Consider the following 15,190-nt stretch of genomic DNA (forward strand, 5'->3'; position numbering starts at 1 on the left):
TTGATCAGATCCGGAATTAAACCATTCTGTCTTACGACATCAAATCTTCCACCAAGCGCACGACGATTTGCATAACTTCATCAATACCAATATTGGTGGTGTCGATCTGTATTGCGTCATCGGCGGGTTTGAGAGGAGAACTGCTGCGTGAGGCGTCACGTTCATCCCGAGCTAATATACCCGAGTAAAGCCCATCAATTTTAGCGGAAATCCCCTTCCCTAACAACTGCTTATGGCGTCTTTGCGCCCGTGCTTTGGCACTGGCTGTCAGGTAAAGCTTGAGCGCAGCCTGCGGAAAGACCACTGTGCCCATGTCACGACCGTCTGCGACCAGCCCATTCTCTGTGGCGTAATCACGCTGGCGTTGCAACAAAGCCTCTCGAACCTCGGGCAGTACCGCGACTTTTGAGGCCCTTTCACTGATGGCTTCTGCACGTATGGCCAGACTCACATCCTCGCCATTCAGTAGGACCCGGGTTTCGTCATCGGCGTCTTCTGAGTGGAACACCACTGGCAGATTTCTGGCGATATTGACCAGTGCCGGGACGTCAGCAAGACCGATATTCTCTTGTTCAGACTGCAAGGCCACCAGGCGATACAAAGCCCCGGAATCGAGCAGATCCCAGCCCAGTTTTTGAGCCAAAAGACGCGAGATCGCGCCTTTGCCAGAACCACTGGGGCCGTCAATCGTGATAATTTTATTATTTTTAATTTCAGTCACTTAAGATATTTTATTAAAGTTAAATATATTTAAACATCCAGTGAATTCTAACACGCTTAAGCCATCAAACTCTCAAGGTCAGCGAGAAACGCAGGCCAGGACACATCCACCGCTTTTGGCTCAAGAACATTAATTCTGGACGGCGAGACAAGTGCTGCCACCATGCCCGTCATGGCCAAACGGTGATCGTGCGCGACCTGCCAATCAGCCGGAGCTTCGAGCATGGGTAGCTGCTGTTTGCCACGGATGACCGCCCCGTCTCCAGCACTGATCTCGCAATCCACGCCAATGGCTTTGAGGTTGTCGATCATCAAACCAAGGCGATCACTTTCCTTGACCCTAAGTTCGTGCAATCCTTCAAATACACTCTCGCCTTCTGTCAAAGAGGCCGCCAACATCAGGACCGGGATCTCATCGACCATGTCGGAAACCTCGGCAGGATTGATGTGTACGGGATTGAGTTTACTGTGGGAAATGCGCAGATCGGCGACCGGCTCTTGTCCCAAAAAGCGACTGTTCTGAATCTCGATTCGCGCCCCCATTTTTCGCAAGGCGCGGATCAGACCAGTGCGCGGCGGACTCATCCCGACCTCATTGAGAATGACATCACTGTCAGGCACTAATGCGGCAGCAACCAATATAAAGGCGGCACTGGATGGGTCGGCGGGAACCGTGACGTCTGTACCTGCAAGTTTTTGACCGCCTTGTATAACAACCCGATTCGCACCCGTAGTTTCAATGATTGTTGATTCCAGTTGCACACCAAAACTTGGTAACATTTTTTCGGTATGGTCACGACTGCGCTGGGGCTCGACCAGGGTGGTTTGTCCGTTGGCCTGCAAGCCTGCGAGCAACACGCAGGATTTGACCTGGGCACTGGCCACACCGGAATGGTATTCAATGCCGTGTAACCCGCCGCCATGAATTTTTATTGGCGGTTTGCCATCTTCGGTAGTCACACTCGCGCCCATGCCACGCAAGGGAACCGCTACCCTTTCCATTGGACGTTTGTTCAATGACGCATCACCCGACAAACTGATCTCAATATTTTGCCCTGCCACGGCACCACACAACAAGCGCATTCCGGTACCGGAGTTCTGGCAATCGATCATGCCACTGTCAGGTGCCGTGAAACCTTTCTGCCCAACGCCTTTGATCACAACCATGTCGTCGGTCTTTTCCACAAGCGTGGCGCCCAGATCGATCACGGCCTGCAAGGTGGCTTCCGCATCGGCGGAGTTGAGAGGATGATGCACTGTGGTTATACCCTCTGCCATTGCACCGAAAATATAAGCTCGTTGGGTAATGGATTTATCACCGGGAACACGCAGTGTGCCGGCTAACGGTTTGCTCTTGGCATTAAACAGGATGGATTTTGACATTGTCGGTTATCTGTTACTTCAATTTTTTTATGTCACTTCAGTATTTTTTGCAAAGCCTGAACAAAAAATTCGTTCTCTTGTTTAAGACCAATGCTCACTCGCAAATGATTTGGCAGTCCGTAATTACCAACCGGACGAACAATCACACCCGCCTCCAGCAATTGACGATTCAAGCCGCTCGCCTCCTCGCCCATATCGACTAAAAGGAAATTGGTTGCACTGGGTATTACCGTCAGACCTAAGGCTTTCAGTTCACGGGAAAGATAGGCTTTACCGGTTTCATTGAGTTCGACTGAGCGTTGTAGATAATCTTCATCCTGCAAAGCGGTTTGTGCGGCGACCAAAGCAAGTGAATTTACATTGAATGGCGGACGAATGCGATTCAAAAGATCCGCCACATCAGGATGCGATAAGCAATACCCCACCCGGAAACCGGCTAGGCCGTAAGCTTTTGAAAAGGTTTTAGAGACGACAAGATTAGGATATTTACTTAACCACTTCGAGGTGTCTGGAATATCCTGATCAGTCACGTATTCCGTATAGGCTTCATCTACAACTACCAGTGCTGTATCCGGGACATTGGCCACAAAGGCCTCGAGTTCAGCGGAATCGATCCAGGTACCGGTGGGGTTATTCGGGTTGGCAATAAAAATAAGACGAGTATTCTCATCGACCAATTCCGCCATGGCTTTAAGGTCATGCCCCAATGGTTGCGAGTGAGAAACCGGATTAGCGCTTGCGATTCGTGCTTCGGCATTCACCGCTTTGGTTGCGATTGGATAAACAGCAAATGCATATTGCGAGAAAACCGAATTGTGTTGTGGGGTCAAAAATGCCTGGGCCAGTAATACCAACACATCGTTTGAACCATTACCTAAAGTAATCTGATTCGGATTCAAGCCATGCTTTTCTGCAAGCTGGTCTTTTAATTCAAAACCAGACGCATCCGGATAACGCGCTTGCTCATCCAAAGCCGCAATGACTGCAGATTTAACCCTGTCACTTGGCCCTAACGGATTCTCATTGGACGCAAGTTTTACAATCTGCTCAAGACCCAACTCGCGTTGTAGTTCCGACACGGGTTTACCTGGAACATATGGCTTAAGGTCTCGTACACCGGCTTGGGCAAGTGAGTAGAAATCGATCTGTTTCGACATAGAATTTAACAGTATTTAAATAAAAAAAAAGGACAGTCTTTTAACTAGGTATCCAGTTTAGCCTATCCTTCAGTGAGGTGCTTAATAAGCGACAATTGCTTTTACGCTTGTAGAACTCAGGCGGCGGCATCCAGTGAACGTACCATTAGTACGCCTTTGATACCCGCAATCTCTTTGACCAGATCTCCGTTGGACCCGCCTTCGATATCGATGACTGTATAGGCCACGTCACCTCGTGATTTATTCAAAAGATCGATGATATTAATATCGTGATCGGCCAATATGGTGGTGATCTGACCAACCATGTTTGGAATATTGGCATTCGCAACCGTAATACGGGCCGCACCCGGCGCTCGTGGCATGATGGCTTCCGGGAAATTCACTGAATGCCGGATATTGCCGTTTTCCAGATACTCGCGAATATTTTCGGCGACCATCACCGCGCAATTCAATTCAGCTTCAGCGGTGGAGGCGCCCAAATGTGGAAGCGCAATCACACGTGGGTGGTTTTTCATGTCGTTGATCGGGAAATCGGTCACGTAGTAACGCAGTGTTTCCTCATCGAGTCGTGCCAGCAAGGCATCTTCATCCACAATACCGTCGCGAGCGAAGTTTAGAACCACGGCGTCATTCTTGAGTAATTTGATGCGGTTCTCATTGATCAGATTTTTGGTGCCTTCCACTAATGGCACATGCACACTGACCAGATCGGCGCGTGTACACAGGTCATCCAAACTAACTGCCTGTTCAACCCCGGCCGACATATTCCAGGCATTACGTACCGTGATGCTAGGATCAAACCCGATCACCCGCATACCCAGGGCCAGCGCGGCATTGGCAACTTCCACACCAATGGCTCCCAGACCAACCACGCCTAGAGTTTTACCCGGTATCTCGTAGCCGACGTATTGTTTTTTGCCCGCTTCGACGGCTTTTTTAAGGTCACCACCTTGCAGCTCCAGATCTTTTACGTATTGCCAGGCAGCCGGGATATTGCGCGCCGCCAAAAACATTCCGGCCAATACAAGTTCCTTAACCGCATTGGCGTTGGCACCCGGCGCATTCAATACCGGGATGCCCATTTGGCCATACTTTTCGATCGGGATGTTATTAACCCCGGCGCCGGCACGCCCAACGATCTTGACCGTATCTGGCATGTCAAAGTCGTGCATTTTGAAAGAGCGCAACATGATGGCATCAGGGTGTCCGATCTCGGAGGCGACTTCGTAAGTTTCACGAGGAAAATGATCCAGACCTTCTGGTGCGATGTTATTCAGGGTAAGTACTTTAAATGCAGTCATGTGGTCTTTTCTCTTTTACAAATTTAATAAATTATTAATGTCTTCCCTGTAAAGGCAGGGATCCAGAATTGCCTATTCATTGGATTCCTGCCTGCGCAGGAAAAACGAAAATGAAAGTGCGAATCAAACGTGGTCTTTCTCAAACTCCGCCATGAAATTCACCAGGGCCTCAACACCGGCCAAAGACATAGGATTGTAAATACTGGCACGCATACCACCGACCGAACGATGCCCTTTGAGATTTTTCAGTCCTGCTGCTTCAGCCAACTCAAGGAATTTGGCGTCCAGATCAGGTTTTGCCAGGGTAAATGGAATATTCATGCGCGAACGCGCATTGACGGCAACCGGATTAGCATAAAAAGCCGATTTGTCGATTGCGTTATAGAGTAATTGGGACTTGCGGGCATTCAAGTCACCCATGGCCGACACTCCGCCCTGGGCCTTGACCCATTTGAACACTTTACCCGCCATGTACCAGGCAAAGGTTGGTGGTGTGTTCGACATCGAACCGGCATCCGCCATGGTCTGGTAATCAAACACCGGGGAGACTTTTTGCCCAGTGCGTTGCATCAAGTCTTTTCTTACGATGACGATGGTTAGTCCTGCCGGCCCGATATTCTTTTGTGCACCGGCGTAAATGATGCCGTATTTATTCACATCAATTTCTTGTGACAAGATTGACGATGACATATCTGCAATCAGTAATCTATCGCCCACATCCGGTGCCGTATTAAATTCAACGCCGTGTACAGTTTCGTTTGAACAAATGTGCACGTATTGCGACTCATCACTCAGGTTCCAGGAAGAAACATCTGGGATCTCGGTGAATTTAGACGCCGCAGTATCGGCCGCCACATTCACCTTCACAAAGGTCTTGGCATGGGCCACAGCTTTTTTGCTCCACTGACCGGTGATCACATAATCCGCGGTATCGTCGGGTTGGCACAGGTTTTGTGGCACAAATGAAAATTGCCCGGTCGCACCGCCCTGCAAGAACAATACGGCGTAATCGTCGGAGACCCCCATTAGATCGCGCACATCCTGTTCGGCGGATTCGGCAATCTCGACAAAGGTTTTGGAACGATGACTGTGTTCCATGATGGACATGCCACTGCCCTGGTAATCGAGTAATTCTTGTTGGACTTCGCTTAAAACGGACTCCGGCAGAGTGGCCGGACCAGCACTGAAATTGTAGGCGCGCATGTTGGTTATAGGTCTTGTAGACAAATTGAGGCATTTTTCATGCCTTGGGTAAAAGAAAAAGCCTAAAATTTGTTCAATTTAGGCTTTGGAACACGACTTAAAACGTGTGTATGAATGATACAGGTTTATGTGAAAGATTTGTTAAGGATTTTTGACGAATTTTAGATTCAAATGAAACAAATTGTAAGAGTAGACTGAGATCAATCTATTGCTGCTAAACTTGGTCAAAATATTTAAGGACCAGCCCTCAATCATGCAAAAACTCAAACTACTAAACGTAATTCTCATGGGTCTTTTAGGCCTCGCCTCGGCCGCGGCTAAAGTCACTAAAGCGCCACAGGAGCTGGAATTCTTTGGCAATGCCGGATTAAGTGAAACTCTGGTGATGGTGTTTGGTGTAATTCAGTTAGTGAGTGCGATATTACTCTTCGTACCCAAAACCAGAAAGATTGGTGCGAGTGTACTTGCCCTGACATTCCTTTTCTCGACGGTGTTGATCTTCATGAGCGGCAATATTCAATTTGCAGTTTTCTCATTACTTCCGGTAGTGCTACTCGGATTCATTGTGTTAGAAAAAACAAAGCCCATCGAATGATGAGCTTGTTATAAGGCTTGGTTGATCCCTGCCTTCGCAGGAATGACGAAAAATTATTCCTCAGAGTCGTCCGACGTTTCCAGGGTAACCACTTCTTCGTCTTCAATTTCCGCCGCTTCGATCTTAACCAGTCCAACCAGGGCATCACCTTTATCCACGCGGATCAGGCGCACGCCCTGAGTGTTTCGACCAACTACTGAAATGCCGGCAACTTTAGTACGGATCAGGGTACCGTTAGCGGTGATGATCATACAGCCGTCGGCTTCTTTAACCTGTATAGCTCCTACCAGGTCACCATTACGTTCGGTCGCTTTAATCGCGATCATGCCTTGTCCACCACGGTTCTTCGCCATGAAATCGGTGTGCTTGGTACGTTTGCCGTAACCGTTCTCACACGCCAAAAGAATGTGCCCTTCTTCTTCAACCACGATCAGTGAGATCACTTTTTGATTGGCTTTTAATCGTATACCCCGTACCCCGGCCGCGGTGCGACCCATAGGACGAACTTTGTCTTCGGGGAAGCGGATGGCCTTCCCACTGCTGGCAAACAACATAATGTCTTGTGAGCCGTTAGTTACTGCCACATCGATCAAGGTGTTGTCATCGCGTAATTCGATGGCTTTCAAACCTGTGGTGCGTGGACGCGCAAAGGCCGTTAGTGCGGTCTTTTTGACGGTGCCATTCGAGGTTGCCATAAACACAAAATGATCATCATCAAAGTCGCGAATGGACAATACGGCATCGATGGTTTCGCCTTTTTCCAGAGGTAATAAATTCACAATGGGTTTACCACGGGCATTGCGACTCGCAATCGGTAGCTCATACACTTTCAAGGTATACACTTTACCGGTGCTGGCAAAACACAACAGGCTGTCGTGTGTACTGGCGATAAACAACTTGTCTACGTAATCTTCGTCTTTGGTTTTGGTGGCTGATTTGCCACGCCCACCACGACGTTGCGCCTGGTAATCCGATACCGGTTGGGCCTTGGCATAACCGCTGTGCGACAAGGTCACCACCACGTCTTCTTCAGTGATCAGATCAGTGATGCTCAGGTCCAGATGATTGGTTAAGATCACGGTACGCCGCGGATCGGCGTATTCTTCAGACACAGCCACCAGTTCCTGACGAATCACTTCAGACAAACGCTCACGACTACTCAGAATATCCAACAGGTCTTTGATGACTTCAAGAATTTCGCGATATTCATTAACGATCTTGTCTTTTTCCAGACCGGTCAGGCGATGTAAACGCAGATCCAGAATGGCTTGCGCCTGCATTTCGGTTAAACGGTATTCACCGTCCACCAGACCAAAGCCTTCACCAATTTCGTCGGGACGTGTGATGACATCGCCCGCGCGTTCCAGCATTTCTGAAACCAGATCCGGCGCCCAGGATTGGGCTACCAGTTTGGCTTTTGCCTCAGCCGGGGTCGATGCGGATTTGATCAGTGCAATGACCGGGTCGATGTTGTTCAAAGCGATCGCCAAGCCTTCCAGGATGTGCGCGCGTTTACGCGCTTTGGCCAGGTCAAATATGGTCCGGCGGGTCACCACTTCACGGCGATGGCGTAAAAATACCTGCAACACATCTTTGAGGTTTAACAGTCGCGGTTGACCATCAACCAGCCCAACCATGTTGATACCAAATACATGTTGTAAGGGGGTTTGTTTGTAAAGATTATTCAAAACCACATCGGCTACTTCGCCACGACGTAATTCGATCACCACGCGCATGCCGTCTTTGTCGGACTCATCCCGTAATTCGGTAATGCCTTCAATCTTTTTGTCTTTAACCAGGACCGCTATTTTCTCAATCAAGCGCGCTTTGTTTACCTGGAACGGCAATTCGGTAATGATAATGGCTTGCTTGTCGGCTTTTTTGGTGTCTTCGATATGGGTTTTGGCGCGTAGGTATATACGCCCTTTGCCAGTGTGATACGCATCATAAATGCCTTTTGCTCCATTAATGAATCCTGCCGTCGGAAAATCCGGCCCAGGCAGAAATTGCATTAATTCCATGATGCTTAGATCAGGATTTTCGATCAGGGCAATACAGGCATCCACAACTTCTTTGAGATTATGCGGTGGAATATTGGTGGCCATACCCACTGCAATACCGGAAGAGCCGTTGACCAGGAGATTGGGAACGCGCGTTGGTAAGACCGCAGGCTCGTGTTCGGATTCATCATAGTTCGGCACAAAATCAACCGTATTTTTTTCAATATCGGCCAGCATTTCATGCGCGATCTTGGCCATGCGTACTTCGGTGTAGCGCATGGCCGCCGGTGAATCACCGTCAACCGAACCAAAGTTACCCTGCCCGTCGATCAGCATGTGTCGCATCGAGAATGGTTGCGCCATTCGTACCATGGTGTCGTAAACCGCGGTATCACCATGCGGATGGTATTTACCGATCACATCACCCACGATACGGGCCGATTTTTTATAGGACTTGTTGTAGTCATTCCCCAGCTCTTTCATGGCGTACAAAACCCGGCGATGCACCGGTTTGAGCCCGTCGCGTACGTCCGGTAAGGCCCGACCCACGATCACGCTCATGGCGTAATCCAGATAAGACTGTTTCATCTCGTCTTCCAGGGTAATCGGGAGGACTTCTTTGGCGAAACTGTTTTTCTCAAATTCGGTCATTTTTTATCCGTTTTTCGGGGAATAGTAAAAATAGTGATTTTTATAATAAAAACAGGTGCTTAGAGCGTATCTAAAAGCACCTGTTAGAGCAGCGTGTAGGCTTGCAAAAACTGGCTCGAATTATACCAAAAACTGACTTGGTTTTCCCGAGTAAATTCTGTGTAAGAACTGCCGTTTCAGTTCGCTTTCCAGGCCTGAAGCTGAACTTGAAATTCATCACTTTTTGATCGATGCACAAGCCCTTTTTCAGTTACGATCGCATCTATCAGATGATGAGGAGTTACATCAAAGACCGGATTGTAAAAATCCAGGCCCTTGGGTGGCTTTTGCCGGCTTGCCGAGTGCCATAATTCTTCGGCCTCACGCTGCTCAATGGGAATTTGCCGGCCATCTGACAATTCATGATCCAGGGTACTGCTGGGGGCGGCAACCATGAATTTCACCCCGTGGGCTTTCGCGAGAACCGCCAATGCGTAAGTTCCGATCTTGTTGGCGGTATCACCATTTGCGGCAATGCGGTCAGCACCCACGATGACCCAATCGACTTTGCCATGCTGCATCAGCAGCGCTGCGGCAGAGTCGGCCTGAAGTGTGCAGGGTATATTGTCCCGCATTAACTCCCATACAGTTAAGCGCGACCCTTGTAACCACGGACGAGTTTCATCCACATAGACTTTGGAGAGCAAGCCCTTGGCCCAAGCCGTACGGATCACCCCAAGTGCCGTACCATGCCCTCCTGTTGCCAAGGCGCCGGTGTTGCAATGGGTCAGGGCCCGGGTTTCTTCATGCAACAAAGATGAACCGTATTCACCAATGGCTTTGTTCATTTGAACATCCTCAGCATGAATCTGTTTGGCTTCCTGGAGCGCAATGTCGAAAGCAGCGTCTTTAGAGTCCACACTGCCAAGAACTTTTTGCATTCGTTCTAATGCCCAAAACAAGTTCACCGCGGTTGGTCGTGAATCGGCGAGTGTTTTAATATCTTGTTGTAATGTGTTTTGCCAATCAGGCTGGGAAGATTTTCTTAACTGTAAACAAGCGAGCGCCACAGCGTATGCGGCGCTGATGCCGATCGCCGGGGCGCCGCGCACCACCATTTGTTGAATTGCACGTGCCACATCCAATGCCGTTGTATAACTCAACCACACTTCCTGGTCAGGCAGTAAACGCTGGTCGATCAGTTGGAGTTGATTGTTATCCCATTGGATTGGCGAAAAATTCGAACCAGACATGAAGAATACCGGGTTCAGTCTTCCAATAGAATTTCACGCAAGGCTGCATACTCAGCGGGCACATCTATTGACAGCAATTCGGAATCTTGCACTTTGGCCAAAGCGTCTGGCAGATCCACCGCTATGCCATTCACACTCATGACATCCAGGAATTTGGCTGGATGCGCCGTACCCAAGACCGCCGTGTGATCCCATAATTGTGCGGCAAATAAAGCCAGTGAAGTGTGCGGGTCGGCAATGTAGCCGTTTTTAGCCACATGCTGCATCATTTCACGGGTTTGCTGCTCAGTTACCGAAACCGAGAATAAGGACTCGTTCACTTTGATGTTGTAATTCGCCGCCAAATGCGAGACCCGGGGGAAATTGTTCGGACGCGCCACATCCATTGCATTACTGATGGTTTCAACAGTGGGTCTGGGATCCCATTTTTTTGTTTCAAAAAATCGCGGCACGGTGTCATTAGCATTGGTCGCGGCAAGAAAGCGTTCTATCGGCAAACCCATGGCCTTGGCCATCAGTCCGGCGGTTACATTGCCAAAATTTCCGCTGGGCACACAGACGTTTCTCACAGTGGGACGTTGCGCCAAGATCTCAAAGTAATAACAGATCTGGGCCAGCAAGCGTGCGACATTGATCGAATTGGCCGTGCTGATAGAAACCTTGTCACGCAAATCATCATCGCTAAAAGCTTGTTTGACCATGGCCTGGCAAGCATCAAAATCGCCATCCACTGCCAGGGTTTGAATATTATAGCCAAGGGTGCAAAAAAGTTTTTCCTGCAAAATTGAGATCTTGCCTTTCGGATACAAAACCACGACCGGGGTTTTCTCTTGCCCAAAAAATGCATGCGCAACAGCCGCTCCGGTATCGCCGGAAGTTGCCGTGAGTATTGTGGTTTCTTGTTCACCCAAGACGTGATCCAGACAACGCGCCAAAAAGCGTGCACCAAAGTCTTTAAAGGCAAGCGATGGCCCGTGAAACAATTCCATCACATAGCGGTCCCTTTTTTCATTCACGCAAGGGATTTCAATGGGGAAATTAAACGCCTCTGTGACAATCCCGGTCAAGCTGTCTTTGTCGATATCCGGTTCAACAAATGGTGCCAGTATCTCGATACTGCGCTCGACAAAATTCATCTCGAGCAGACGTTCTATCTGCCGGTCCAGGTATTCAGGTATTTTTTCAGGCATAAACAAGCCCTGTCGAGAACCCAAACCACGTTGAATGGCTTCGCCAAAACTGACCGTTTCGGATTTATCTTTTAGATTGTAGTAACGCATTTAAACCAACCTGGCACCATGCCGATCACAGTTCGCCCTAACGACGAATCCACCCTCCTGACAGTATTCAGAAGCTAGATAATCCACTATACCGTCAACATCATGTTGTTTGTCGACTAGCGCAAAAATAGTTGGCCCTGAACCGGATATACCCGACGCCAAGACCTTGAATTGGTTACGCAAACCCTGAGTTACCGTGTCAAACTCCGGCAAAAAGCGTGCCCGGTATGGCTCAGCGATCAAGTCTTGAATATTGGCCGCCGCCCTGTTCAGGTCATTTCGATGCAAGGCATCGACAAAATGCGCCAGATACTGCATTTGACTGATCACAGCTGAGCGTGGATACGCTTGCGGTAAAGCTTGTCGCGCCTGAGCGGTTGGTACATCCACACCGGAATACGCCAACACCAATGACCAGTCCTCGGGCCAGGGTAATAGATTAGTTTGACTGCTGCCCGCGTGACACAAGCGCAATCCACCTAAATAGGTGGGCGCAATATTATCGTAATGCACACTACCACTTGCACCCGCTTCACAAGCCCCCATGATCTTAAGGATCTCCTGATCGGTAAAGGGCGTATTGTAAAAAGCGTTTAGCGCCATACAGCTTGCAACAACCGATGTGCCACTTGATCCCAGACCCGAACAGATGGGCAGATTTTTTTCCAACACCAAATTCACCGGCACTATTAATTCTACGCCGGCCTTTTGGCTTAAACGTTGATTGAATATTTCCAATGCTTTCCAGACCAGATTGTCATTAATATCTGGTGGCAGGATGTTTGCATATGCACCGTTGAGTGCCAGTGAGTTATCGTCAGCAGCGGCAATCGTGACGGTATCACCTAATATGCGATCCGGTGAGGAAACCGCAAGTCCGAGCAGATCAAATCCCACGGAAAAATTTCCAACTGAAGCCGGAGCAAAAACCGACAATGGCATAGGTGTTTCGCTCATCGGTCAGCCGGTCCTCGCAAGGTTCGCAAAATATCCCCGAAGACCCCGGCAGCGGTCACTTCAGCGCCGGCTCCGTAACCGCGCAAGATCAGCGGTTTGGGATTATAGTATTGGGTGTTCAGTACCAACACGTTTTCGCCGTCACGCACACTGGCTAGTGGGTCGGATGCATCCACGGCCTCAATTCCCACTTTGCATTTTCCCTGGTGCAAACTGCCAACGTAGCGCAACACTTTATTTTCTTGCTTGGCTGCGCTAATGCGTTCTTGCATTTCGTCATTCAGATTTGGTAAGGCGATAAGCATTTCATCCACACTGAGCTCATCAAAGCTCGGGGGTGTCAGTGCTTCAACCTCAATATCGGCGAGCTCCATGTCAAATCCAACTTCGCGGGCAATGATCAATAATTTACGTGCCACATCCATTCCGGAAAGATCATCGCGGGGGTCCGGCTCGGTGAAGCCCATGTCTTTGGCTTTGAGAACGGCCTCTGAAAAACTCATACCATCTTGTAACAATCCCATTATCAGGGACAAAGACCCTGACAAGATGCCCTGGAATCCAAACAAGGTATCTCCGGAACGCAATAACGATTGCAATGTGTCCAGCACCGGCAAACCGGCACCTACATTGGTTTCGTATAAGAATTTACGCAAGCTCTGTTTAGCGGCAGTGCGTAATTCGGCGTAGTAAGCCTGATCTTCGGTATTGGCCTTTTTATTGGCGGCAATAACATGAAACCCGGCGCGTAAAAAACTCGCGTATTGACGACCAAGGGTTGCATTGGTTGAACAGTCCACAATAACCGGGTTTAGTAAGCCATAACGTTGATGCAAATTGGTCACAGTGGCGTAGTCATACGCTTCACCCTGTTGCTCTAGTTGTTGTTTCCAGTTATCCAGATCAATCCCGTCCGGTGCGTGTAAAAGTTGACGACTGTTGGCAATGGCGCACACACGTAGACCGATGTGTTGTTCTTTTAGTAAATCCTGTTGACGTTGAATTTGTGCCAATAATTCGGCTCCAACATTTCCGCAGCCCAGCAAGATCACATCGAGTGGCAATAACTCACTGAAAAAGGCTGCGTGTGTTGCTTTTACCGCTAACGGTGCCGAGTCGTGTTTGACCACCAGGGCGATGGCACTTTCGGTTGATCCCTGGGCGATGATCTCGACATTCACACGAGCGGAAGCAATGGCTTGCAAAAAGCGTGCGGCAACCCCGCGCTGATGTTTCATACCATCACCGACCAGAGACACGACCGAACGGCGTTGATTTAATATAATAGGCTCCACCAAATGTTGTTCGAGCTCAAAATAAAATTCGTCTTCCAGGGCTTTTTTCGCCACTGCGGCATTCTCGGATGCCACACACAAGGTCAGACTGTATTCGCTTGAGGATTGAACGATCAACAGTATCGATACATCTTGTCGTGCCAAGGCATCGGAGACGCGACGTGCAAATCCCACCATGCCACGCAAGCCCATTCCACTTAGAGTTAACACACTGACATTTTCCAGATGCGTCACACCTTTCACCAAGCGCGCTTGATCAGTCTGTGGACTCGCATGTATCAAAGTGCCAGGATGCTCGGGTTTGTCAAAATTGCGAATCTCGCAGTCGATCTTGTGCAGGGTCAAGGGCAACAAAGCCTTTGCATTAATGACTTTTGCACCGAAATACGACAACTCCATGGCCTCGGTATAACTAACCTCATGCAATAACTGACTATTGGGCACGATGCGCGGGTCTGCGGTATAAATTCCGTAAACATCTTTCCAGATCTGGCAAAGCCGGGCTTGCAATGCAGCTGCAACACCGGCGGCGGAATAATCCGAACCATTGCGTCCCAGGGTCACAGTTTGATCGGATTGTTCGGGCGAGCGGTAACTTGCCACAAAACCCGGAATAACCAGCACTTGCGTTTGGGCCTCGACAAAATCATTCAGACGAGCCTGGGTATGTGCTATATCAAAACGCGAACTTAACGGGGCACGCCTGGCAGAGTCTTCCTGAGCACGAATGTTATCCGGTGTACACCATTGCGCACTCAGACCACGTGATTGCAGGATTGCCGTGAGTATTTGACTGGAGAGCAACTCTCCGACCACCAGTATTTCAGCCCGGGTTGTGTCAGGACACAAGTCGAGCATGCGAATACCGGAAAGTTTTTGCTGAATGTCATCCAGACTGATATCCAAAGTATTGTGTAAATTTTGTATGTAGTTTGCATTCAGATTCAGGGCACTGATGCAATCAATATGCCTTGATTTGAGTGTCTGGATCAGATCAGACAGATCGTCATTATTCTCCAAGGCAACCCGTATGGTGTTTTCCAGGGCGTCTGTTATACCAAATAAGGCCGATGTGACCACGGCAACACGCTGCGATGTGGTGTAAGACTCAACAATATCTGCAATCTTTTGCAGTGAGTTGGCCTCACGCAGGGCTGACCCACCGAATTTTTGTACCAGCCAATCTGAATTTGTATTTACGAGAGCATTCATGGAACTTGTTTATTCTTGTTGATTGATGCGACTAGCAAGGCAATGCCAGACAACACAAAAAAAGAGACAATCGCTTGTCTCTCACACACGTATATCATAACACTCCCTGATGCTTTCTAATACCGCTGATTAGAGTATAAGTAGGCAAGAAATGTGAACAATGAGCGATTATAATTCGGCTTTCGATTCAAGACCACAAAGAGA

At 48.9% G+C, this 15,190-nt stretch carries 11 protein-coding genes; 1 reads left to right on the top strand and 10 read right to left on the bottom strand.

From position 1 onward, the window contains the following. Positions 1–31 precede the first annotated feature (31 nt). From HKN88_08320 to serC, 5 genes are all read right to left on the bottom strand, one after another. Positions 32–712: a (d)CMP kinase gene (locus HKN88_08320; protein ID NNC98065.1), complete on the bottom strand. Its 681-nt coding sequence runs from the start codon at positions 710–712 to the stop codon at positions 32–34. 65 nt (positions 713–777) lie between these two features. After that, positions 778–2,103, bottom strand: a complete 1,326-nt coding sequence (gene aroA, locus HKN88_08325) for a 3-phosphoshikimate 1-carboxyvinyltransferase (GenBank protein NNC98066.1) — start codon at positions 2,101–2,103, stop codon at positions 778–780. Between the two features lie 32 nt (positions 2,104–2,135). After that, positions 2,136–3,260: a histidinol-phosphate transaminase gene (locus HKN88_08330; GenBank protein ID NNC98067.1), complete on the bottom strand. Its 1,125-nt coding sequence runs from the start codon at positions 3,258–3,260 to the stop codon at positions 2,136–2,138. Between the two features lie 116 nt (positions 3,261–3,376). Next, positions 3,377–4,561 (bottom strand): phosphoglycerate dehydrogenase, encoded by a 1,185-nt coding sequence (locus HKN88_08335; GenBank protein ID NNC98068.1) that lies wholly within the window; start codon positions 4,559–4,561, stop codon positions 3,377–3,379. Between the two features lie 123 nt (positions 4,562–4,684). Beyond that, entirely contained in the window at positions 4,685–5,764 is a 1,080-nt protein-coding gene (gene serC, locus HKN88_08340; protein ID NNC98069.1) for a 3-phosphoserine/phosphohydroxythreonine transaminase, read from the bottom strand. A gap of 253 nt (positions 5,765–6,017) precedes the next feature. Here serC and HKN88_08345 point away from each other — a divergent pair, with 253 nt between their 5' ends. Continuing rightward, positions 6,018–6,359: a hypothetical protein gene (locus tag HKN88_08345; GenBank protein NNC98070.1), complete on the top strand. Its 342-nt coding sequence runs from the start codon at positions 6,018–6,020 to the stop codon at positions 6,357–6,359. Between the two features lie 53 nt (positions 6,360–6,412). Here HKN88_08345 and gyrA read toward each other — a convergent pair whose 3' ends face one another. The 5 genes from gyrA to thrA all read right to left on the bottom strand — a co-directional run bounded on the left by gyrA (position 6,413) and on the right by thrA (position 14,986). Beyond that, a complete protein-coding gene (gene gyrA, locus HKN88_08350) occupies positions 6,413–9,010 on the bottom strand; it encodes a DNA gyrase subunit A (protein ID NNC98071.1) in 2,598 nt (865 codons plus the stop codon). A gap of 176 nt (positions 9,011–9,186) precedes the next feature. Next, positions 9,187–10,242: an S-methyl-5-thioribose-1-phosphate isomerase gene (mtnA, locus tag HKN88_08355; protein ID NNC98072.1), complete on the bottom strand. Its 1,056-nt coding sequence runs from the start codon at positions 10,240–10,242 to the stop codon at positions 9,187–9,189. Positions 10,243–10,256: 14 nt separating this feature from the next. Then, positions 10,257–11,522, bottom strand: a complete 1,266-nt coding sequence (thrC, locus tag HKN88_08360; protein ID NNC98073.1) for a threonine synthase — start codon at positions 11,520–11,522, stop codon at positions 10,257–10,259. Continuing rightward, positions 11,523–12,464: a homoserine kinase gene (gene thrB, locus HKN88_08365; protein ID NNC98074.1), complete on the bottom strand. Its 942-nt coding sequence runs from the start codon at positions 12,462–12,464 to the stop codon at positions 11,523–11,525. Between the two features lie 11 nt (positions 12,465–12,475). After that, positions 12,476–14,986, bottom strand: coding sequence for a bifunctional aspartate kinase/homoserine dehydrogenase I (thrA, locus tag HKN88_08370; protein NNC98075.1), 2,511 nt, complete (start codon positions 14,984–14,986; stop codon positions 12,476–12,478). Between the last annotated feature and the right edge of the window lie 204 nt (positions 14,987–15,190).

The organism is Gammaproteobacteria bacterium (assembly GCA_013001575.1).
Lineage (GTDB): Bacteria > Pseudomonadota > Gammaproteobacteria > Steroidobacterales > JABDMI01 > JABDMI01.